20 protein-coding genes are annotated in these 21407 nt (G+C 42.7%); 11 read left to right on the forward strand and 9 right to left on the reverse strand.

Annotated features, from left to right (window positions below; genetic code table 11):
• Positions 1 to 161 precede the first annotated feature (161 nt).
• Complete coding sequence (locus DUL71_RS01565; protein ID WP_114936435.1) at positions 162 to 2069, forward strand: amidophosphoribosyltransferase; 1908 nt, start codon at positions 162 to 164, stop codon at positions 2067 to 2069.
• 247 nt (positions 2070 to 2316) lie between these two features.
• Here DUL71_RS01565 and DUL71_RS01570 read toward each other — a convergent pair whose 3' ends face one another.
• The gene (locus tag DUL71_RS01570; protein ID WP_114936436.1) at positions 2317 to 2973 is read right to left on the reverse strand and encodes a LysE family translocator; all 657 of its coding nucleotides are present in this window, start codon (positions 2971 to 2973) and stop codon (positions 2317 to 2319) included.
• A 167-nt stretch (positions 2974 to 3140) separates the two neighbouring features.
• Between DUL71_RS01570 and DUL71_RS01575 the strand changes: the two genes are divergently transcribed.
• Positions 3141 to 4775, forward strand: coding sequence for an MFS transporter (locus tag DUL71_RS01575; RefSeq protein WP_114936437.1), 1635 nt, complete (start codon positions 3141 to 3143; stop codon positions 4773 to 4775).
• Positions 4776 to 4887: 112 nt separating this feature from the next.
• On the forward strand, positions 4888 to 5361 hold the full coding sequence (locus tag DUL71_RS01580; RefSeq protein WP_114936438.1) for a deoxycytidylate deaminase: 474 nt from the start codon (positions 4888 to 4890) through the stop codon (positions 5359 to 5361).
• Between the two features lie 65 nt (positions 5362 to 5426).
• Here DUL71_RS01580 and cmk read toward each other — a convergent pair whose 3' ends face one another.
• Positions 5427 to 6104 (reverse strand): (d)CMP kinase, encoded by a 678-nt coding sequence (cmk, locus tag DUL71_RS01585; RefSeq protein WP_112567162.1) that lies wholly within the window; start codon positions 6102 to 6104, stop codon positions 5427 to 5429.
• Between the two features lie 71 nt (positions 6105 to 6175).
• Between cmk and arfB the strand changes: the two genes are divergently transcribed.
• Entirely contained in the window at positions 6176 to 6586 is a 411-nt protein-coding gene (gene arfB / locus DUL71_RS01590; protein ID WP_114936439.1) for an alternative ribosome rescue aminoacyl-tRNA hydrolase ArfB, read from the forward strand.
• A gap of 160 nt (positions 6587 to 6746) precedes the next feature.
• Here the strand turns inward: arfB and DUL71_RS01595 are convergent, their stop codons facing one another.
• Positions 6747 to 7706: a lipid A deacylase LpxR family protein gene (locus DUL71_RS01595; RefSeq protein ID WP_114936440.1), complete on the reverse strand. Its 960-nt coding sequence runs from the start codon at positions 7704 to 7706 to the stop codon at positions 6747 to 6749.
• A 406-nt stretch (positions 7707 to 8112) separates the two neighbouring features.
• Positions 8113 to 10587 carry an endopeptidase La gene (gene lon / locus DUL71_RS01605; protein WP_114936442.1) on the reverse strand — a complete coding sequence of 825 codons (2475 nt, stop codon included), beginning with the start codon at positions 10585 to 10587 and terminating at the stop codon, positions 8113 to 8115.
• Between the two features lie 368 nt (positions 10588 to 10955).
• Here lon and DUL71_RS01610 point away from each other — a divergent pair, with 368 nt between their 5' ends.
• The gene (locus tag DUL71_RS01610) at positions 10956 to 11606 is read left to right on the forward strand and encodes a tetratricopeptide repeat protein (RefSeq protein ID WP_114936443.1); all 651 of its coding nucleotides are present in this window, start codon (positions 10956 to 10958) and stop codon (positions 11604 to 11606) included.
• Between the two features lie 21 nt (positions 11607 to 11627).
• On the opposite strand, the gene DUL71_RS01615 is transcribed toward DUL71_RS01610, so the two are convergent.
• The gene (locus DUL71_RS01615; protein WP_114936444.1) at positions 11628 to 12194 is read right to left on the reverse strand and encodes a hypothetical protein; all 567 of its coding nucleotides are present in this window, start codon (positions 12192 to 12194) and stop codon (positions 11628 to 11630) included.
• Positions 12181 to 13704, reverse strand: coding sequence for a 2,3-bisphosphoglycerate-independent phosphoglycerate mutase (gpmI, locus tag DUL71_RS01620; RefSeq protein ID WP_114936445.1), 1524 nt, complete (start codon positions 13702 to 13704; stop codon positions 12181 to 12183). The genes DUL71_RS01615 and gpmI overlap by 14 nt, the downstream gene beginning before the upstream one ends.
• A gap of 195 nt (positions 13705 to 13899) precedes the next feature.
• Here gpmI and DUL71_RS01625 point away from each other — a divergent pair, with 195 nt between their 5' ends.
• From DUL71_RS01625 to DUL71_RS01645, 5 genes are all read left to right on the forward strand, one after another.
• A complete protein-coding gene (locus DUL71_RS01625; protein WP_114936446.1) occupies positions 13900 to 14298 on the forward strand; it encodes a DUF4783 domain-containing protein in 399 nt (132 codons plus the stop codon).
• A 168-nt stretch (positions 14299 to 14466) separates the two neighbouring features.
• Positions 14467 to 15312: a carboxylating nicotinate-nucleotide diphosphorylase gene (gene nadC / locus DUL71_RS01630; protein WP_114937437.1), complete on the forward strand. Its 846-nt coding sequence runs from the start codon at positions 14467 to 14469 to the stop codon at positions 15310 to 15312.
• A 103-nt stretch (positions 15313 to 15415) separates the two neighbouring features.
• Positions 15416 to 16066, forward strand: coding sequence for a glycerol-3-phosphate 1-O-acyltransferase PlsY (gene plsY / locus DUL71_RS01635; RefSeq protein ID WP_112567189.1), 651 nt, complete (start codon positions 15416 to 15418; stop codon positions 16064 to 16066).
• 5 nt (positions 16067 to 16071) lie between these two features.
• Entirely contained in the window at positions 16072 to 16872 is an 801-nt protein-coding gene (locus DUL71_RS01640) for a M48 family metallopeptidase (protein ID WP_114936447.1), read from the forward strand.
• A 51-nt stretch (positions 16873 to 16923) separates the two neighbouring features.
• A complete protein-coding gene (locus tag DUL71_RS01645) occupies positions 16924 to 17655 on the forward strand; it encodes a YqjF family protein (RefSeq protein WP_114936448.1) in 732 nt (243 codons plus the stop codon).
• A 46-nt stretch (positions 17656 to 17701) separates the two neighbouring features.
• Here DUL71_RS01645 and DUL71_RS01650 read toward each other — a convergent pair whose 3' ends face one another.
• On the reverse strand, positions 17702 to 18421 hold the full coding sequence (locus DUL71_RS01650; protein WP_114936449.1) for a hypothetical protein: 720 nt from the start codon (positions 18419 to 18421) through the stop codon (positions 17702 to 17704).
• Positions 18422 to 18559: 138 nt separating this feature from the next.
• Here DUL71_RS01650 and DUL71_RS01655 point away from each other — a divergent pair, with 138 nt between their 5' ends.
• On the forward strand, positions 18560 to 19237 hold the full coding sequence (locus tag DUL71_RS01655; RefSeq protein WP_425270973.1) for a DUF3050 domain-containing protein: 678 nt from the start codon (positions 18560 to 18562) through the stop codon (positions 19235 to 19237).
• A 201-nt stretch (positions 19238 to 19438) separates the two neighbouring features.
• On the opposite strand, the gene DUL71_RS01660 is transcribed toward DUL71_RS01655, so the two are convergent.
• Both DUL71_RS01660 and DUL71_RS01665 read right to left on the reverse strand, forming a co-directional pair.
• Positions 19439 to 20275, reverse strand: a complete 837-nt coding sequence (locus tag DUL71_RS01660) for an aminotransferase class IV (RefSeq protein ID WP_114936451.1) — start codon at positions 20273 to 20275, stop codon at positions 19439 to 19441.
• A 73-nt stretch (positions 20276 to 20348) separates the two neighbouring features.
• A complete protein-coding gene (locus DUL71_RS01665) occupies positions 20349 to 21386 on the reverse strand; it encodes an RluA family pseudouridine synthase (RefSeq protein ID WP_114936452.1) in 1038 nt (345 codons plus the stop codon).
• Positions 21387 to 21407: the final 21 nt, after the last annotated feature.

A 21407-nucleotide genomic window follows, 5' to 3' on the forward strand; every position in this document is an offset into this window, starting at 1 on the left:
AATTTGGTTGATTGGTGAGTGGTTAATTTTCAAGGGAATAACTTTGTGTTAAATTAATAATAATTTGAGTTAACAAAAAAGTAACAAACTACTAATTAATGACAATTGAAAGTAAGGATACTTCATTTTAAAATGATACCTTTGCAGCCTCATTCCGAATCATGAGCGATCAGATTAAACATGAATGCGGTGTGGCATTTATCCGCTTACTAAAGCCACTATCTTATTATCAGAAAAAGTACGGAACTGCACTGTACGGCCTGAACAAACTTTACCTTTTAATGGAAAAACAGCACAACCGCGGCCAGGATGGCGCAGGTGTTGCTACCATTAAACTGGATATTGAACCGGGCAAAAGATACATCAGCCGTCACCGTTCAATGGCTTCAAATGCTGTTGCTGATATTTTTGAATACATCCAAAAGAAATTTGCGGATATTCAGAAAGAAGCTCCCGAAAAACTGGCCGATGCCGAATGGCTTAAAGAACACGTTAGCTTTACCGGCGAGGTTTTGTTAGGGCACCTGCGTTATGGTACCCACGGCAAAAACAGCATCGAAAGCTGCCACCCGTTTTTAAGGCAAAACAACTGGATGACCCGTAACCTGGTTATTGCAGGTAACTTTAACATGACCAATGTTGATGAGTTATTGCAGCAGTTATATGCTTTGGGCCAGCATCCAAAAGAAAAAGCCGACACCGTTACGGTGCTCGAAAAAATAGGCCACTTTATTGATACCGAAAATCAAGGCTTGTTTGATCAGTACAAACGTGAGGGATTGGACGATAACAGGGAAATCAGCAAACTTATCGCTAATGATATGGATGTTGCCAAGATCCTTCGTAAATCGGCCAAAAACTGGGATGGTGGTTATACCATTGCCGGTATCCTTGGTCATGGCGATGCCTTTGTAATGCGTGACCCTGCAGGTATTCGTCCGGCTTATTATTATTATAATGACGAGATCGTTGTTGCTGCTTCTGAGCGTCCGGCTATCCAAACCGCCTTTAATATACCGATGGAACAGATCAGGGAAATTCGCCCGGGTCATGCTTTGATCGTTAAAAAGAACGGTAAGATCACCGAAGATATGTTCAGCGAGCCACAGGAAAGAAAAGCTTGCTCGTTCGAGCGGATCTACTTTTCGCGCGGCAGCGATGCGGCCATTTACCGTGAGCGTAAACAATTAGGCAGGTTGCTTTGTCCACAAATTCTGGATTTTGTTGATCACGATATCAAAAACACGGTATTCTCGTACATACCAAACACAGCAGAAGTTGCTTTTTACGGTATGGTTGAAGGTATGCACAAGTATGTGAAGAAATATCAGCACGAGGAATTAGTGAAGCTTGGAGCCGATATTACCGAAGAGAAGGTTGCCGAAATACTCCAGGTTGCGCCGCGTGTTGAAAAGATCGCCATTAAAGATGTTAAGCTCCGCACGTTCATTACACAGGATGCCGACCGAACCGAAATGGTAGCCCACGTGTATGATACAACTTATGGTCTCATCAAAAAAGGCACCGACACCTTAGTGGTATTGGATGATTCAATTGTTCGTGGTACTACGCTGAAACAAAGTATCCTGAAAATTCTTGACAGGCTTGGCCCTAAAAAGGTTGTTGTGGTTTCATCTGCTCCGCAGATCCGTTACCCTGACTGTTATGGTATCGATATGTCGCGCATGGGTGAGTTTGTTGCTTTTGAAGCAGCAATCAGCCTGTTGAAAGAGATGGACAGGGAAGATGTGATCCTGGATGTTTACCAAAAATGTAAAGACAGCCAGAAATTACCGAAAGAAGAAGTTCAAAACTACGTTAAAGAGATTTACGCGATGTTTACAGATCAGCAGATCTCTGACCGTATCGCCCAGATCATCACCCCTAAAAATGTAAACTGTGAAGTACAGGTAATTTATCAAACTTTAGATAACCTGCACGTTGCCTGTCCTGATAACCTTGGCGATTGGTATTTCAGCGGCGATTATCCAACTCCAGGCGGTAACAAGGTTGTTAACCGCGCCTTTGTTAACTGGATGGAAGGTAAAAACCAAAGAGCTTATATGTAAGATCCCTTAATTCCCTAAAGGGGAAATGATATACAAGGCGATGATTTTTCATCGCCTTTTTTGTTTTTAAACAATTTAATATCTAAGGGCGTCATTGCGAGGTACGAAGCAATCCCCTATTAGCAGATCCACCCTGTAAAGTCGGGGATTGCTTCGTACCTCGCAATGACAATGCGGAGAAGTCTTTTCTTCTAAAAAAAATCAAGTATTAAGCAGGGATTCGATCTTATTTACGACAGCTGAATTATTACGATCCCGGAGGCGCCGCAAATACAAAATGCGTAACCAGCTTATCAATCAACACTAACGAGGCGATAATAAGCGCTATGCCGGCAACCTCATTTAAACGGTGAATAAATTTAACCGAAATACGGGCACGGAGTTTATTAGCGTAGAAAGCTTTGAGGGTATCCATACCAAATTGAATAATAAGTATGGTAAGAAACATGACAGCGATATGGAACGACCTGTGTGGCGTACCTACCAGGAATGTGGTACTGGCAGCACCGATAACCACCGTCCAATGGAATAGCAGGGTAGGGTTAAAAATGCACATCAGGAAACCCTTGAGTACGTAACCAAAGCGGTCGGCACTTGAGGGAACTTTATTTTCGTAGTTGATCTCACTTTTCTTGAACATGTAGTACAAGCCAAGCGCGAATAGTATAGCACTGCCCACAACGCCTGCTATGACCTTGGTATGGTCGGATACGTCGATATATTGCGAACCAAACAGGATTGCACCCACAAAAACCACATCGCTGCAAACTACACCAAGGGCAAGCGAAACACCGGCATGAAAGCCTTTTTCGATACTGGTTTTAATAAGCGCAAAAAAAACCGGGCCGGTTATAAACGTAAGTACTAATCCAAACCCGATACCCGAAACAATGGCTTTTATCATTAAGTTAAGCTTTGTTCTTTTTTGAACATTGCGAATATGCAATTTTATCAGTTAAACAACGAAACATAAAATTGTGATTTAATTTATTTAAAAAAGAGTGGAGACTTTTACCAAAATTGAATTATGTTTAGAGATTCAAAAATCAAATCAGTACAACCTACTTTAAAATGGAACAAAACAATGCTAAAAACTACGGTACAGCCCTGTATACGCTGATTACCGTGTTTTTTTTCTGGGGCTTTTTAGCGGCCTCTAACGGTATTTTCATACCCTTCTGTAAAGAGCACTTTCACCTCACCCAGTTCGAATCGCAATTAATTGACTTTACCTTTTATGGGGGGTATTTCATTGGTTCACTGATACTTTATTTTGCATCGCAGGCAAGTAAGGTGGATATCATGAACAAGTTGGGTTACAAAAATGGTATCATTTTAGGGCTTGTTATTTCGGCTGTAGGTGCGTTGGGTATGATCCCTGCTGTAGCTTCAGGCGCATTTGGCTTTATCCTGGCTGTTTTCTTCATTATAGCAGTTGGTTTTTCATTACAGCAAACGGCTGCAAACCCTTTTGTGGTTGCATTGGGACCGCCAGAAACTGGTTCAAACCGTTTAAATTTTGCGGGTAGTATCAATAATATCGGCGCTTTATTAGGGCCGGTAGTAGTAGGTGTGGTGTTATTTGGCTCGGCAACCGCAAAAACCGCTGCTGCCGATGTTAAGATATCATCAATTAATAACCTATATTATTTATTAGCAGGTCTATTTATCGCAGTTGCTTTGTTCTTCTGGTTCTCAAACTTACCAAAAGTTACCAGCGATGAAAAAATCGAATCAAGCTCTAAAGCAAATACGCCGTTATTGGTAATGTTTGTTGCGTTCCTTTTGATTCTTGCAGCTGATCCGATCAGCAAGGCTACCGGCATTCCAAGTCAGTATTTTGTATACGCTTCATTAGCTATAATCGTATTCACATTGGTAGGCACTATTTTCGCTGCCAAAAAGAACAAAGAAGGCTGGGGCGCTATGCAATATCCTCAATTGATATTAGGTATGCTTGCCATATTTACTTACGTAGGTACCGAGGTAACTATTCAAAGTAACATGGGCGCTTTATTGAAAACGCCTGAATTTGGTTCTTTCGCCGAGTCTGATATCGCTCCTTTTATTTCCTTATATTGGGGTAGCTTGATGATTGGCCGTTTTGCCGGTTCTATCGATGCGTTCAATCTTTCAAAATCTGTTAAATACATATTATATGTATTAATCCCTTTCCTTGCTTTCGGTATTGTATTATTGGTGAATGCAGCAACCGGCGTTAATGTAAGTAACTTGTATGCTTACGCAATTTGTGTAGCTATCCTGGTGGTTGCTTTCTTTATCGGTCAGCAGAAACCAACCCGTACTTTATCAGTACTTGGTATATTAGGTGTAGCATTCATGCTTGCAGGTTTGTTCACTACAGGTAAAGTAGCAACCTTCGCGTTTATTAGTGGTGGTTTATGCTGCTCTATCATGTGGCCATCAATTTTCTCATTGGCTATTACAGGCTTGGGTAAGTACACCAGCCAGGGGTCTGCATTTTTAATTATGATGATCCTGGGTGGTTCAATTATTCCGCCGCTACAAGGTAAAATTGCCGATGGTGCAACCGGTGTTATTCCGGGCGTGAGCGGTATCCACTTCTCATACATTGTGCCTGTAATTGGTTTTGCATACCTTGCTTATTTTGCATGGAAAGTTAGCCGCGAACTTCGCAGTCAGGGTATCGACCTTGACCACGTTGAAGTTAAAGGCGGACATTAATAATTTTAAGAGATTAGAGGTTGGAGATTAGAGGTTAGGCCTTTAATCTCCAACCTCTTTTCTTTTTATAATAATTTTTAACTAATCTCGAATCTCTAACCTCTGATCTCCGATGACAAAACCCAGCTTTGATCATATTTTCATGAACCTGGCCAATGACCTTTCATTGCGTTCACACTGTGTTAAAGCACACGTTGGAGCGGTTTTAACGCGCGATACCAGGATTATATCCATCGGTTATAACGGGCCCCCTGCAGGCACGCACAATTGCGATGAGGAATGGCCAGGAGTTGGGTGCGCGCGCGATTCAAAGGGTAGTTGCTCGCTTGCCCTGCATGCCGAGGAAAATGCTATACTTTACGCCGTGAAAAACGGGGCACGACTTGAAGGTGCTACACTGTATACTACGCTATCGCCGTGTTTGCCATGTGCAAGGCTTATCTATTCGGCAGGGATAACACATGTTTACTATGACAAATCCTATGCAGAGTATAAAGGCTTGCCAAGCGATGAGGGGGTAGATTTTTTAAACAGGTTTGGAGTTAAGGCGGAGAAATTCAAACAGAACCATGATGCGCTTGATTAAAAGATTTCCTGATGTTGTTCGATATATCAGGAAATCCTCTAATCCTAAAAATCAAGGTTCAACTTTTACTCCGCAATAAACGGCTCAATATGGCTTATGGCAAACATAAGCTGTTCGTCCTGGCTCAGATCGGTATTATCTAATATAATGGCGTCTTCGGCGCGGGTAAGCGGGCTTTCCTCGCGCGTGGTATCCTGGTAATCGCGGTGGGCAAGGTTATCAAAAACCTCTTCTAAGGTGATGGTAGGATTTGTTGGCAATAACTCCTTATAACGGCGTTCGGCGCGGATCTTCGGGTCGGCAGTCATGAACAGCTTCACCTGAGCATCCGGGAATACTACTGTGCCGATATCCCTGCCATCCATAATGATGTTTTTTGAACGGCCTAAACGCTGTTGCTGCCTTACCATAGCTACGCGAACCTCTTTAATAGCAGCTACCGAACTAACTTTTTCGGCAACATGCATCTGACGGATCTCATCAGATACATCCTCTTCATTTAATGTGATAAAGGTTTTATGATTTTGCGTATGGAAGTTAAGATGGATGTTATGTAAGGCCTCAGCTATCTGCGCATGGTTCTCCAGATCGATCTTATGTCTTAAAAAGTACAAAGTTACCGCGCGGTACATGGCACCGCTATCCACATAAATGAAATGAAGCTCTTTTGCTAAAGCTTTTGCCAGGGTGCTTTTTCCGCACGATGAATAGCCGTCAATAGCTACTACGATATTGTTGTTCATAGAGCCGCTAAGTTAGCAAATAATCGTTAAATGGCCTGCCGGAGCTAACGCAATTAGACTTATTTTTGGGGATGAATTTTACCAAAGCCGATCTCCAGAAGGAAACGAGCTACAAAACATCAAGAAGCGGAGGAAAGGGCGGCCAGAACGTAAACAAGGTTTCGAGCAAGGTTGAAGTGTTGTTTTCGATAGCCTCGTCCGCATTGTTTACCGATGAAGAAAAGTTGCTGCTAACCGATAAATTACAAAATAGGCTTAATAAAGATGGTTACGTGCAGGTGATATGCGATGAGGAGCGGAGCCAGTATCTCAATAAAGAAAAAGCAATTGAAAGATTAATATCATTGCTGACAAAAGCCCTCCAAAAGCCTAAAGTACGAAAGCCAACTAAAGTAAGTAAAGCCGCTAAAGCCGCGAGGTTGGATAATAAGAAAATGCAGTCGGCTAAGAAGGAGAATAGGAAAATTGATTTTAGGGATTAGTTTGAGGATTCACTAAAACTACGCCATTGCGAGCGAAGCGTGGCAATCGCATACAATACAGAGCGGCAATGCTTCCGTGCGATTGCTTCGTTCCTCGCAATGACATGGTGGTTGATGTAGCACGTTTCTCTTAATCACTAATCTCCAACCTCTAATCTCTTTACTTAAACCTGTAAAACCCGGTAATTGATCCCCACTGGTGCGAGCGGATCATTTCCTTGGCATCTTTGGTATGGAATACCGCAGCAACATCAAACGCGAAACGACTGGTGGTAAAAGCTACGCCAACCTGCTGACTAAATATAAAAGGTTTCTTTTCTGAAGTTACCTCCAAACTGTTAGGATCATCATGTTTGCGGAACAGGCTGCCTTGTATGGTTGCATCATAGCCAACTACATTGGCCAAAGGCTTGTAATAGAAAAAGATCTCGTGCTTGTGTAGTAGTTTATCCTCGCCTCCGGTTGATACCGTACTTTGGGTACTGATAGAGTTGAACAACTGGTTGAAATTGCCTATACGTACCATTCCTCCGGCACCAGCACCGGTAAAACCATTGCCAAGGTTGGCATATGAACTAAATGTAAGGTCGATCCACGAAGCTCTGGCTAAGAGCTTATTATACTCGGCCGAAAGGTTAAGTTCCACATCGTTTTTGATTTGGTACTGCCAGCCATTAAGCTGATAAAAACCAAACGTATTGTGAATAAGCTTTTGTACCGGCTCGCCACCGGCAGCTGGACCTACAACGCCCAGTTGAGCGCCAAACTTCAGGTTGCTTTCGTTTTTATAAAGGAAGTTGAGTGTCGAGCCTAAATAGGTATAAGCGGCAAATGGCCTGTCTATATCAAATGGCCCGCGCACATAGCCTGATTGTGGGTTAAACATTTTTTGCCCCAATTCAAAGCCCAAAACTTTGTTTGCCAGATCTTTTTCAGTTGGTTTAACCGGCAAAGCTTTGCGGTAATAAAAGAAAATACCATTGGTGTAATACCTGTCAGATCCCTGGGCAAGGAATGAATCATTATCAGATTGGATACCAAATTCGTGACCGCGGGTTTGTGCAAATAAACAGGTAGCGCTTAGCAGGCATACCAGTGTTAAAAATAGTTTATTAGGCATTGGGGTTTATATAGTATATGTGCGCTAATATATAAAAAACCCAATGCAAATAAAGCAGTTATCAGTTTGTGTGTTTGAAATCGTATAACCGTATCAAACTTTTTAAAATCCCCTCTTGAGAGTAATAGCCCATCAAAAGACAGTCAGAAGTTTTTAAGAGTGCGGGTTGTGCGATTCCCTCCCCTGGGAGGGTGTAGGGAGGGGTTTCATCGATAGGCTTATTCGCTAAATGCCGTATAAACCCCTCCCTGCCAACTCGCGATCCTAACGCACCCCTCCCAAGGGAGGGAATTGTCAACCCATGGGCTATTACTCTCGAGAGAGGGGAATCGCTCTTTTCATTCCATTTAAAATAGAAAAGCTCCACAGCATGCTGTGAAGCTTTTTTATTTGGTAAGTAAACTGTTTAATTAATCACAGTTTTTTCATCTTCCTTAACGGTAAGATCTATTGGTTTTTTAACTTTTTCGTTAAGAAGGGCAAGGGATATCACATCCTTCATATCAGTAACATAATGGAAATTAAGGTCCTTTATGTAATCTTCTTTAATTTCCAGGATATCCTTTTGGTTTGATTTGCAAAGGATAATCTCCTTGATGTTGGCGCGTTTGGCAGCCAGGATCTTCTCCTTAATACCACCTACCGGTAAAACACGGCCACGTAATGTGATTTCGCCGGTCATGGCCAGATTAGGTTTTACTTTACGCTGTGTAAATGCCGATACCAACGCCGTAAGCATAGTTACACCTGCCGACGGGCCATCTTTAGGGGTAGCGCCTGCCGGTACGTGTACGTGTACATCCCATTGATCAAACAGCTTCGGGTTGATATTAAAATCGCCGGCATGAGCCCGTAGATAGGCGAGGGCAATGGTTACCGATTCTTTCATGACATCACCAAGGCTGCCTGTTAGCGTTAGGCGGCCTTTTCCAGGGCTTAAGCTTGCTTCAATGAACAGGATGTCGCCACCAACTGAAGTCCAGGCCAGGCCTGTTACAACGCCTGCTACATCGTTGCCTTCGTAAAGGTCCTTATCAAAAATAGGGGCGCCTAAAATCTTCTCGATGTCTTTTTTGCTTACAACGCTGTTGTAAGGCTCTTCCATGGCGATGTTTTTGGCCACACCACGTACAACCGAGCCTATTTTTTTCTCCAATGATCGTACACCCGATTCGCGGGTGTAATCCACAATTACCTTTTCAAGCACATCGGCCTTAAGGCTAACATCTTTTATTTTTAAGCCATGGGCCTCTCGTTGTTTTGGTACGAGGTGTTGTTTGGCTATTTCAATTTTTTCTTCAATGGTATAACCGTTCACCTCGATGATTTCCATCCTGTCTAACAAAGCAGGCTGAATAGTGCTCAGAGAGTTTGCTGTAGCAATGAACATGACATTCGACAGGTCATAATCCATCTCAACATAATGATCAGAGAAAGTGCCGTTTTGTTCGGGGTCAAGTACTTCAAGTAGTGCTGATGAAGGATCTCCCCTGAAATCGTTACCTACTTTATCTATCTCATCCAAAATAAACACCGGGTTTGATGCGCCTGCTTTTTTAATTGACTGAATAATACGGCCGGGCATAGCACCAATATAAGTTTTACGGTGACCGCGAATCTCCGCTTCGTCACGGATGCCGCCTAATGCCATACGCACATATTTACGACCCAAAGCTTTGGCTATTGATTTACCCAGCGATGTTTTACCAACTCCCGGAGGACCTACCAAGCAAAGGATAGGGGCTTTCATGTCATGCTTTAACTTAAGCACGGCAAGGTATTCGATAATGCGCTGTTTTACTTTATCTAAGCCAAAGTGGTCTTTATCCAGGATCCTTTGCGCACGTTTAAGGTCAAAATTGTCTTTAGTGAACTCGTTCCACGGCAAATCAAGTAATAGCTCAAGATAGTTGATCTGTACCGAGTAATCGGCTGCCGCCGGGTTAGTACGTGCCAATTTTTCAAGCTCTTTATTAAAGTGATCTTTAACTTCTTTAGCCCATTTCTTTTTACTTGCACGCTGGCGCAGGCTCTCAATTTCCAGGTCGGGCGTGTTGCCACCCAATTCTTCCTGGATGGTTTTAAGCTGCTGGTTCAGGAAGTAGTCCCTCTGCTGCTTATCCAGGTCAACGCGTACTTTGGTTTGGATCTGGTTTTTCAGTTCCAGCATCTGAAGGTCAAGTGTCAGGTGTTCCAGTACAAGGTTGGCACGTTCGCGCAGGTTGGCAATCTCAAGCAGGTGCTGCTTGGCGCTCATATCAGCATTCATGTTTGATGATATGAAGTTGATCAGGAACGATGTGCTTTCGATATTACGGATAGCGATACCCGCTTCACTCGGGATGTTTGGCGAAAGCTGGATGATGTTCATGGCCATATCCTTAATGGATGATACCATGGCTTTAAACTCCTTATCTTCCTTGCCTTTTATTTCATGGAAGGGCTCAACTGTAGCTTTTATATAGGGTTCGCTTTGTACTTCCTCTTTTAAATAAAAACGTTTTTTACCCTGGATGATAACGGTAGTGTTACCATCGGGCATCTGCAGCATTTTTATGATGAGTGCTATGGTGCCAACTTTATTAAGCTGGCTGAAGGTTGGATCTTCAATACCCACATCCTGTTGCGAAACCACCCCAATCATGCGGCTGCCTTTATTGGCATCGCGGATTAGTTTTATTGATTTATCCCTGCCAACCGTAATTGGGATAACAACACCCGGAAAAAGAACGGTATTGCGCAAGGGTAAAATAGGCATTACATCGGGAAGCTCCTCATTATTCATCTCCTCCTCATCTTCCGATGACATTAACGGGAAAAATTCTGAATCCTCATTTATAACCGGTAAAGCATTTTTAAAATCAAACGGATCGAAATTCATTAATTATATTTTATAGAATAAAACGCCATGTTGTCAGCCTGCAAAACGACAATTACGCCAATTACAGGTTATTGCGCGATTATGAATCGCACCTGTGTATGGTTCAAGAGCTGTGCCAAGTTACGCCGATTAATAGCAACAAATAAATCGTTGATTTAACGTACTGGTTATATGTTTGTTACAAATTTATGGCAAGTATTGTAAATAAATAAGATTTTATTGGTAAAGATGAAAAAAAGTCATAGTATCGCTGTTCACAATTTTATGCACATGTGAAATTTTTTTTCACAAAACTGCCATATTGCATAATATTTTGATGTATTGATAGTTAATATAATACCATTTTTGTTTTACCAGTAATCCGTTTAATGAAGTTATCAGTTATCCTGCCCCTTCTGATCATGTCTTCGCTTGAGTCGGCTATGGCACAAAACGCTTACGTTCGTCTTGGCCAGCAGGCACTTATGGATGGCGATTTCCGTTCGGCGGTATCGCACCTGGAAAAGGCATGCATAACTGATTCAACAAATGCCAATGCCATGTGGATGCTGGGGTATTCCTATTATCATAGCGATAACTATAAAAAATCAATACTGGCGTACACCAAGGTAATTGCCGTAAAACCTGCCGATGCTACCGCGTATTATTACAGGGCCAGGGCAAAAAGCTATCTTGGCAGAGATAACCAGGCGTCGCCGGCTGATAAGGAATTATATTTGTTAGGAGCAATAGTTGACCTTACCAAAGCCATCTCCATCAACAACGATTTAAAAGACAATAAATACTACCAGAACAGGGGTATAGCTTACCGTGAATACGGCGTATTTAAACTGCAATCGACTTCGCGTTTTTTTGATAAGGCGAGGGGTATAAACTCATTAAAGGCTTCCATTGCCGACCTGGAAAAAGTACTTGCCGATAACCCAAGCCGTATGGATATCGCGGCGTTGATTGATCAATCGAAAGAAAAACTTATCCAGGCTACTACCGGTGGCAGTACATTGGTGAAACAGCACTAAAATTTTATAAAACTTTTCTATTTACCTTTTTGGTAAAGTCCCCTGCACTTTATAGTCATTACGTCCCATCAGTTTTACATGCTGTGTTTTCTGGATCATGTAAAGCGAGTCGGGAAAATAACTCAATTTTTCGTTGGTTTCGTACAACAGGTTTTTGGTGTGGTTGTAGATCAGGATCCATTCCACTTTATCGCCTGCTTTTTTGATGATAATGCGACGGGTTTTTAACTCGGGTGTACGGGCCCTGTAAACGATAGCGCTATCGCTGGTGCTAACTATATAACTATTTTTCCAGGCAGGTCGGTTAATGTCCGACTGGATAAATAAATTGAGCTCCTGGTTCCAGTTGCCAATGTGTACCGTTTTAGTTTCGGTAACGCCGTTGTGGGTAACCGTTTTAACAACAGCCGGGTTTAACTTAGTGAGCCGCGCAGAATCGCCCCTGAAAAATTCTTTCAGATCAAAATAAGTCAGTTTAGCGCCACTTTGCTTGTTATCGGGCCTGCACGAATATAAAGTTGCTATTAATAACAAAAAGCCGCCCATGAGGGCGGCTTTGCTTATGTTTTTTGGATTATACCAATACATTACCAGTCATTTCGGGAGGTATGGCAACACCTAATATGTTTAATATTGTTGGCGCCACATCGCCCAGTTTTCCGTCTTTTACTTCTTTTACGTCTTTATCAATGACAATACAAGGTACCAGGTTGGTAGTGTGTGCCGTGTTTGGCGAACCGTCTTCGTTAATCATATAATCGGCATTACCATGGTCGGCCAGGATAATGAACGAGTAGCCATTGGCTAAACCAGCTTCAACAACGGCTTTGGTGCAGCTATCGGCAGTTTCAGCAGCTTTAACTACCGCGCTGAATACACCTGTATGGCCAACCATATCTGTGTTGGCAAAGTTAAGGCAAACAAAATCAGGCCAGCCTGTTTCCAGTTCAGGGATGATAGCATCGCGGATACCAGCAGCATTCATCTCAGGTTGCAGATCATAAGTAGCAACTTTTGGAGATGGCGCTAATAACCTTTTTTCGTTAGCGAATTCTTTTTCGCGACCACCTGAAAAGAAGAACGTTACGTGTGGATATTTCTCGGTTTCTGCTATCCTGATCTGGCTTTTTCCGGCATTTTGCAGGATCTCGCCCAGCGTTTTAGTCAGATCTTCTTTGTTGAAAACAACCTGAACATTTTTAAACGTTTCATCATATGGGGTCATGGTGATGTAACGGACAGACAGCGGGTGCATGTTGTACTCAGGGAACGATTTCTGGGTAAGCGCGATACTGATCTCGCGGCCCCTGTCGGTACGGAAATTGAAGCAGATCACTACGTCGCCATCTTTAATAACAGCTAATGGTTTTCCTTCTGCATCCGTAGCAACTATTGGTTTTACAAACTCGTCGGTAACATCTTCAAGGTATGAATGCTTAATGAGGTCGGTAACATTTTGAGTTGGCGTACCAATGCCATTCACCATCAGGTCGTAAGCCAGTTTCACGCGTTCCCAGCGGTTATCACGATCCATGGCATAGTACCTGCCAATTGCAGAAGCAATTTTAGCACCTGTGCCTGCAATGTGCGCTTCAAGATCAGTAACAAAGCCAAGTCCCGATTTAGGATCGGTGTCGCGGCCATCCAAAAACGCGTGGATATATACGTTGTTAACATCCAGTTGTCTGGCTGCATCGCAAAGGCCTTTTACGTGCCTGATATGTGAGTGCACACCACCATCAGATACTAAGCCAATGAAGTGTACATCTTTATTATTTTGTTTAGCGTATTCAAAGGCATCTTTCAATACAGGGATGGTGGGCAGTTCATTATCATCAACTGCTTTATGAATACGGCCAAGTTCCTGGTAAACCACGCGACCAGCGCCAAGGTTCATGTGACCAACTTCAGAGTTGCCCATTTGCCCGGCAGGTAAACCTACCGCTGTTCCTGAAGCTTCAAGTTTTGAATTTGGATATTGTTCAATCAGGCTATCAAAAAAAGGAGTTTTAGCTGCTATTATAGCGTTTGATTGATCGTTGCGGCCGTAACCCCAGCCATCAAGTATTATTAATGCGAGTTTTTTTTTGTTTTCCACAATGCAAATATAAAGGCAACGGGGTACTTTATATATAATTTTTTAATTTAGGTTAGCGGTCTGAAATAAAAGTGCGACTTCCGTGTTAGTATGTAGTATACAAGGTTTTGAAATGCCATTTTATCTTACATGAAAAACAACTAAACAGTTAGTCGTCCTTTGTAACTTTAACACCTATTAGTACGTTATTATAGTATGAAATTGAAATACTTGCCATCGTTAGTTTTGTTGTTGCTGATCCCATATGCTTCGTCGTATGCCGATGTGATAGATAACGTGGCTAATCTTTTAAAAGCCGGTAATACCAAAGAGCTTTCCAGGCTGTTTGCCAGCAACGTGGAGATAACCATCATGGAAGATGAGAATGTTTACTCTCAAACCCAGGCAGCGGTAATATTGGATAAGTTTTTCGCCAAGAATAAGCCCCAGGGCATCAAATTGCTGCATAAAGTAAACTCGGGCGGTAATTACCATTTTGGCGTATATATTCTAAATACAGATAAAGGCGAGTTCCGCGTTGCAATAACCTTAAAAGACGCTGGCAAAAGCACCAATGTTGTCGAGTTGAAAATTGAAGATGAAAAGGTGAAGTGACACAGTTCATGGATCATAGTTAATGGTTCATGGCACCTGTTTGAGCCGAATAGTTTTCATAGTCAATGATTTGCCATGAACAATGAACAATGAACCATTATCTTTACCGTAATCAAACCCCCGCATTTGAAAATTGTTGTTACTTTTGACACTATAAAAAGTACACAATTGGATAAGGAACTAATACATCAGTTTATAAATAATGCTTTAAGTGAGGATGTTGGCGATGGCGACCATACTTCACTTTCAACTATCCCTGCCGATGCTACCGGCAAAGCAAAACTTTTAGTTAAGGACGAAGGAATACTGGCCGGTGTTGAGCTGGCTGCCGAAATATTTCATGTGGTTAATCCCAACCTTAAAATGAACGTGTTTTTACAGGACGGTGCTCCTGTAAAATATGGCGACGTGGCTTTTGAGGTTGAAGGCAGTTCGCGCAGCATTTTAACTGCCGAGCGTTTGGTACTGAATTGTATGCAGCGCATGTCGGGAATTGCTACAAAAACCCGCCAGATTGTCGACCTGCTGAAAGGTACCAACACCAAAGTTTTAGATACCCGTAAAACTACTCCGGGACTTCGCTACCTCGAAAAATGGGCAGTGCGCATAGGCGGCGGCGTAAACCACCGGTTTGGTTTGTATGATATGATCCTGATCAAGGATAACCACGTTGATTACGCCGGCGGAATAAGACAAGCTATTGAAAGTGCTAACCAATACCTGGCTGATAACGGAAAAAAACTGGCAATAGAAATTGAGGTTCGCAACCTTGATGAGCTGGAGCAGGTTTTACAAACCGGTAATGTAAACCGCATTTTGATAGATAACTTCAATTTCGACAACCTGCGCCAAGCTGTAGCCATGAACAAAGGGCGTTTCATCACCGAAGCTTCGGGCGGAATTACCATTGATAACATCCGTGAGTATGCCGATTGTGGAGTTGATTATATTTCGGTAGGCGCGCTTACTCATTCTGTTAAAAGCCTTGACCTTAGTCTTAAAGCTGTAAAATAGGGGTAGTTAAACAACAGATAACATATTGTTAAACAAAGTTTAGTGGTAAAAGCGCCGAGATTAAAACGCTTTTACCGCTTCAATTTTGTAATATTGCAGGAGAATGATAACCGTTTACTCTGTTACAGCACTCATAATGGCTTATCTGTGCGGCTCGATACCTACGGCTGTTTGGATAGGTATGGCCTTTTACAAAGTGGATGTACGTGAGTACGGAAGCGGTAATGCCGGTGCTACAAATACTTTTCGTGTTCTTGGTAAAAAGGCGGGCATCCCGGTGATGCTGCTTGATATATTTAAAGGCTGGGCAGCTACTAACTTCGCTTATTTTATTGGCGCGTCTGCTACAGGCGCCATCAATTCAACCGCATATACCAACTATGAGCTTGCTTTGGGTATAGCCGCGGTTATGGGCCACCTGTTCCCAATCTTTGCAGGTTTCAGGGGAGGTAAAGGTGTAGCAACCCTGTTTGGAATGATTTTGGCTATACATTTTCATGCCGCTTTATTATGCATAATTGTTTTTATAACGGTGTTATTGATCTCAAAGTACGTGTCGCTTAGCTCAATTGCAGCAGCCTTTACTTATCCTATTGGCGTTACATTTGTTTTCCCGACACCTATCCGGTCGATAGTGATTTATGGCATGTGCATTTGTGTACTTGTGTTGGTAACGCACCAAAAAAACATTGAACGCTTAATAAGAGGCAAAGAATCAAAAGTCAATTTTTTTAAAAAGAAAGCAACTGCCTGATCATTATGAAAAAATTTAAACCTGCATTAGTCCTGATAGCTATCATGGCTATCTTTTCGTGTTCAACCGTGCCGCTTACCGGCCGTAAACAATTAAGTCTTGTTGGTGATGCCGAGGTAAACCAATCGGCGGCGGCAAGCTACAAACAACTCCTTACAGATCCTAAAACCAAAGTTGTTGCCAGTGGTAATGACGCGCAGCGCGTTAAGGTTATTGGTAACAGGCTGGCAGCCGCAATTGAAAAATATCTTAAAGAAAATGGCTACGGCGATCAGTATAGCTTTCAGTGGGAGTTTAACCTGATCCAGAGCAGCGAGGTTAACGCCTGGTGTATGCCTGGTGGCAAGGTTGCTGTTTACAGCGGCTTATTACCTGTTGCTAATACCGATGCGTACCTTGCAGTAGTTATGGGCCATGAGATTGGTCACGCCATTGCGCGCCACTCGGCCGAGCGTATTTCTCAGGAAATGCTGGTGCAGGGTGGTGGACAATTGGTTGGCGCAGCAACGAGCCAGCAATCACAAGCCACACAAACTGCAATCAGCACTTTATATGGTGTAGGTAGCCAGTTAAAGTTGTTGGCTTATTCCCGTAAACAGGAGTCAGAAGCCGATAGGTTAGGTTTAACCTTTATGGCTATGGCCGGTTATGATCCGCATAATGCCATCGCTTTTTGGCAACGTATGGCAGCCCAAAACAAAGGCGGCGCTCAACCCGAATTTTTGAGCACCCACCCGGCTGATGCTACCCGTATTGCCGATATCCAACGGCTTATACCGGAGGCTATGAAATATTATAAAAACTAATTATCTCATTATAATAAATCCCGCCCGGTAAAAGGCGGGATTTTTCTTTTTATGGCTAAAGGCGAATTTTTAAAGGCTCAATGGAAAAACCTGGTGATGCTTAATTACGAGGTTGACGCCGCTATATTAAAACCTTACATACCTGCAGGTACCGTACTCGATCTTTGGGAAGGCAAAGCGCTGGTAAGCATGGTTGGCTTTATGTTTTTGGATACACAAGTGATGGGCATTAAGTGGCCGTGGCACGTGAATTTTGAAGAGGTGAATCTGCGTTTTTATGTGCGATACTTCAACGGTAGCGAATGGAAGCGTGGCGCTGTTTTTATCAGCGAAATTGTACCGAAACACATGATCGTGCTTATTGCTAATAATCTTTATAAAGAGCATTACCGCGCGTTGCCTATGCGCAGCTCTGTTATTATAACCGAAGATCATCATACCGAATTTTTGTATGAATGGAAACTCAAGGGGCGCTGGAACAAGCTTGGCGCTACCGCGAGTAATGAATTAGTTGATATTAAGCCGGGCAGTCCCGAGGAGTTTATTTTAGAGCATTACTGGGGATACAATGGGCTAAGCGCAACAAAAACCATGGAGTATCAGGTTGAACATATCTCCTGGCAAACCGGCCTGGTGCGGGGTTATGTTTTTGATGCCGATGTTGCAGCCTTGTATGGTAAGGAATTTAAACCATATCTTGAAAAAGAACCTGTTTCGGCTTTTTATGCGCTGGGCTCGGATATTGTTGTAAGGATGGGTGAGAAGATAGTGGTGGGGAAGTAAGGAGGGCGTTGCTCTAATGCCTGATTAGACATTTTGCGGCTAAATGTTATTGGTTGGTTTTGGGAAGGTGCTTATTTGTTAATTGAATTGTTTTTGCCTTTAGTCGTTGAGCTTCATTAGCAAGGTTTGCTACACTTTTGATATCGGGTATGTTGTTAAGCTGGTAGCTTTCGATAATAGGAAGAGTAACAGCAATTTTTAAGACAGTGTGATAATCTTCTATTTTTATTTTATTACTGTCAATGTGGGCCATCAAAACTGAAAACCTTTTTATTGTATCAAGATATTTATGATTGCTCTCATTTATTAATGCACGCAGGCGATCCCTTAAAACCGTATCCTGCATATGATTTAATGCCTTGTTCGCTGATCTATAGTAAGAGAGCGTTTTATTGTCATAAGTTTGGAAGTTGCTCAAGCTGTCTTGCGACCCATTATTAAAATGATTTATCATGTTTTCGAGGTTTTGCAGTTCTGGTTGCTTTGTTGCCTGATCTACATAAATATCCTGCAGGAGGTCATCTCCTCTTGAGCCTTTTATACTGCTGTAATCAATGTTATTATCCTGTAAGGGTTTAGCATTCTGTTGAATGTTGTTTTTAGAAGAGGTATGATTACAAGATAACAGTATAAAAAGAAGAGCAACAAGCGACAGGGTGGCGGTTTTTATGATTAAATATACAGCACTACCATCAATCCTCATCACCATCCCGTCAAAAAAAATAATCATTTCATTAGTAATCACCTTGTTTACTATTTTTGCCACCCATACAATTTTTTATACATGGCAAATTACAGTAACCGCATTGCACATTTAAAAAACGAGATCCAGCCTTTACGCGACCAGCTTATCAATCACGAGCTTTATAAAAATATTACCTCGCTTGAAGAGCTTACCGTTTTTATGGAGCACCATGTGTTTGCTGTATGGGACTTTATGTCGCTGTTAAAAGCTTTGCAGCAAAAACTTACCTGCACCGTTACGCCATGGATGCCTACAGGAAACGCTAATACCCGTTATCTGATCAATGAAATTGTTGCTGGTGAGGAAAGTGATATTGACGAGCAAGGTAACCGCGCAAGCCATTTTGAACTGTATTTACGTGCCATGCAGCAGGCCGGTAGTACAGCCGAAGGCATTAATAACCTGTTTAACGAATTGAATTTCGGTAAGCATATTGATGAGGCGCTGATCATAGCCAATATCCCGGTGGCAGCCCGCAACTTTGTGCAACATACTTTTGATGTTATAGTTACCAACAAAGATTATCTGCAGGCAGCGGTATTCACCTTTGGTCGCGAAGATCTGATTCCGGATATGTTTGTGAGCATAGTAAAAGAGTTGAGTCAGCAATTGCCCGGTAAAGTCGATATCTTGCTTTACTACCTTGAACGCCATATTGAAGTTGATGGCGATCATCATTCACAATTAGCTTATCAAATGACAGCCGAACTTTGCGGTGAAGACGATAACAAATGGGCCGAAGCTACTGGAGCTGTTAAAGAAGCATTGCAAGCCCGCATTGCGCTTTGGGATGGGATATTGGAGGCGATAAAAGTACAGGAAGTAAGTTCCTTCTAAGCATACACTCTATAAAAGTTGTCATTTCGACAGAGCAGGAAGGACTAAGCGTTGGAGCGAAAGAGAAATCTTATGCGTCTGGCAAGATCATCATGCATGATTTATAACGAGGCGTATAAGATTTCTCCTCACGCTGTGCGCACTTCCCCCACTGGTTCGTCGAATGACAATAGGTTTTATTGAATAAAACGCTGAAAATCTCTACAACTTATTCAACTCATCCATCAGTATTTTGCTGTACTGGTTAAAGTAACGCCGTACACCAAAACCCATAACGGTTTGTATGCCGCGGGTAGCGTTGGTTAAAAACACCTCATCAGCTTCGTATAAAATATCTGGATTTATCTGGGCTTCGGTTATTTCGATGTTGTTTTCGTGGGCCAGCTTAATCACTACCTGGCGCATAACACCCTCAACACAGCCTTCGCTTAATGCCGGGGTATACAGGTGATTTTGATAATTGATGAAAATATTAGAGCTGCTGGCTTCGCAAAGGTTGCCGCTTTGGTTCAGCAAAAACACATCATCCAGCTTGTTCTGGGTTTTGTACAAGCTGGCCATCACGTAAATAAGCGAGTTGCAGGTTTTAATGTTCGACAGATAATTGGATGGCTTGGGCAACTCGGTAAACACATCCATGATCAGCCCTTTCTCGTTCAAAAAGTACCGTGGCTCTTCTGATGGGGTTAGCTCCAGGCAATAGCCCATTTTATTTTGAGTAGGGGTATACAGGCCTTCAGCATCGCGGTAAACCGTTAAACGCAACCTGCCGTGCTTTACCTTGTTTCTGCGGGCAAGCTCGTTAACTATATCGTTTAAAAACCAGGTATCCATTTGCGAATAGCCGTCAATTTTAAGGGCTTTCATGCCCCGCTGAAGCCGGTCGGCATGCAGTTCGGCAAATTTTAGTTTGCCTTTCATTAGCCGCATGCTTTCAAACAGGCCATCGCCATATTTAAAGCCCCTGTTGCCAATGGTGAGCAATGGTGTATTTTGAGGGAGATATTCGCCGTTAAAATTGATGAATACGGGCATCATGGGACAGGTAGATATTTTAATTTGATCGTGCTTATTTGGTTACCGGGTATTATTTGTATGCTTTATCTAACGTCTATTGCTTCGTATCTGTATCACTGTATTTTCGCCATTTTGCAAGTACTGCTTCAAAATCGGCCGGTAGCGGCGATTCAAAATGTACCCGCTTTTTTAACGTGGGATGTAAAAAGCCGAGTGTTTGCGCGTGCAGCGCCTGCCGTGGCATTAGCTCAAAACAGTTTTCAACAAACTGCTTATACTTACTGAACATGGTACCCTTTAAAATTTTATCGCCGCCATAAGTGGCATCGCTGAACAGAGGATGACCAATGTGCCTCATATGCGCCCTGATCTGGTGTGTGCGACCGGTTTCCAGCTGACATTCGATCAACGTAACATAACCCATTCTCTCCAATACTTTATAGTGGGTTACCGACCACTTGCCTTTTTCCGGGTCGTCGTATATCGACATTACCCGTCTGTCGGCTACACTGCGGCCAATATAGCCGGTTATGGTGCCATCTTCAGGCAAATCACCCCAAACTAATGCGAGGTATTTACGGGTGATGGTATGCTCAAAAAACTGTTTAGCGAGCCAGGTCATGGCGCGCTCATTTTTGCTGATGAGCAGTAAGCCAGAGGTGTCCTTGTCAATGCGGTGTACCAATCCGGGGCGACCGTCATTACCCGGCAGGGTTGGCAATTGCTGAAAGTGATATACCAACGCGTTCACCAACGTACCTGTATAGTTGTTATAGCCGGGGTGTACCACCATGCCTGCTTCCTTGTCAACAACCAGCACATCATCATCTTCATAAATGATTTTGATGGGGATGTTTTCGGGATAAACTTCGGTATCACGAGGCGGATGCGGCAGTACTACCGAGATTACATCAAGCGGTTTTACTTTATAGCTTGATTTGATGGTTTTATCGTTCACCAGCACATTGCCCAGTTCAATAGCATTTTGAATGCGGTTGCGCGAGGCGTTCTCTACGCGGTGCATCAAAAATTTATCAATTCGCAAAAGCGACTGGCCCTTGTCAACCACTATACGTAAGTGTTCATACAAGTCCTGTTCTTCCTGCTCAATAAGTTCGGGTTCGTGTGCCATTTGAGGCGCAAAAGTAATCGT

Origin of the sequence: Mucilaginibacter endophyticus (genome assembly GCF_003351025.1) — a bacterium.
GTDB classification, from domain to species: domain Bacteria; phylum Bacteroidota; class Bacteroidia; order Sphingobacteriales; family Sphingobacteriaceae; genus Mucilaginibacter; species Mucilaginibacter endophyticus.

Bases quoted from the DNA above. Each gene is read 5' to 3' on its own strand.
- DUL71_RS01565 (WP_114936435.1), top strand. From the start codon at position 162: ATGAGCGATCAGATTAAACATGAATGCGGTGTGGCATTTATCCGCTTA.
- DUL71_RS01570 (WP_114936436.1), bottom strand. From the start codon at position 2,973: ATGATAAAAGCCATTGTTTCGGGTATCGGGTTTGGATTAGTACTTACG.
- DUL71_RS01575 (WP_114936437.1), top strand. From the start codon at position 3,141: ATGGAACAAAACAATGCTAAAAACTACGGTACAGCCCTGTATACGCTG.
- DUL71_RS01580 (WP_114936438.1), top strand. From the start codon at position 4,888: ATGACAAAACCCAGCTTTGATCATATTTTCATGAACCTGGCCAATGAC.
- cmk (WP_112567162.1), bottom strand. From the start codon at position 6,104: ATGAACAACAATATCGTAGTAGCTATTGACGGCTATTCATCGTGCGGA.
- arfB (WP_114936439.1), top strand. From the start codon at position 6,176: ATGAATTTTACCAAAGCCGATCTCCAGAAGGAAACGAGCTACAAAACA.
- DUL71_RS01595 (WP_114936440.1), bottom strand. From the start codon at position 7,706: ATGCCTAATAAACTATTTTTAACACTGGTATGCCTGCTAAGCGCTACC.
- lon (WP_114936442.1), bottom strand. From the start codon at position 10,587: ATGAATTTCGATCCGTTTGATTTTAAAAATGCTTTACCGGTTATAAAT.
- DUL71_RS01610 (WP_114936443.1), top strand. From the start codon at position 10,956: ATGAAGTTATCAGTTATCCTGCCCCTTCTGATCATGTCTTCGCTTGAG.
- DUL71_RS01615 (WP_114936444.1), bottom strand. From the start codon at position 12,194: ATGTATTGGTATAATCCAAAAAACATAAGCAAAGCCGCCCTCATGGGC.
- DUL71_RS01625 (WP_114936446.1), top strand. From the start codon at position 13,900: ATGAAATTGAAATACTTGCCATCGTTAGTTTTGTTGTTGCTGATCCCA.
- plsY (WP_112567189.1), top strand. From the start codon at position 15,416: ATGATAACCGTTTACTCTGTTACAGCACTCATAATGGCTTATCTGTGC.
- DUL71_RS01640 (WP_114936447.1), top strand. From the start codon at position 16,072: ATGAAAAAATTTAAACCTGCATTAGTCCTGATAGCTATCATGGCTATC.
- DUL71_RS01645 (WP_114936448.1), top strand. From the start codon at position 16,924: ATGGCTAAAGGCGAATTTTTAAAGGCTCAATGGAAAAACCTGGTGATG.
- DUL71_RS01655 (WP_425270973.1), top strand. From the start codon at position 18,560: ATGGAGCACCATGTGTTTGCTGTATGGGACTTTATGTCGCTGTTAAAA.
- DUL71_RS01660 (WP_114936451.1), bottom strand. From the start codon at position 20,275: ATGATGCCCGTATTCATCAATTTTAACGGCGAATATCTCCCTCAAAAT.
- DUL71_RS01665 (WP_114936452.1), bottom strand. From the start codon at position 21,386: ATGGCACACGAACCCGAACTTATTGAGCAGGAAGAACAGGACTTGTAT.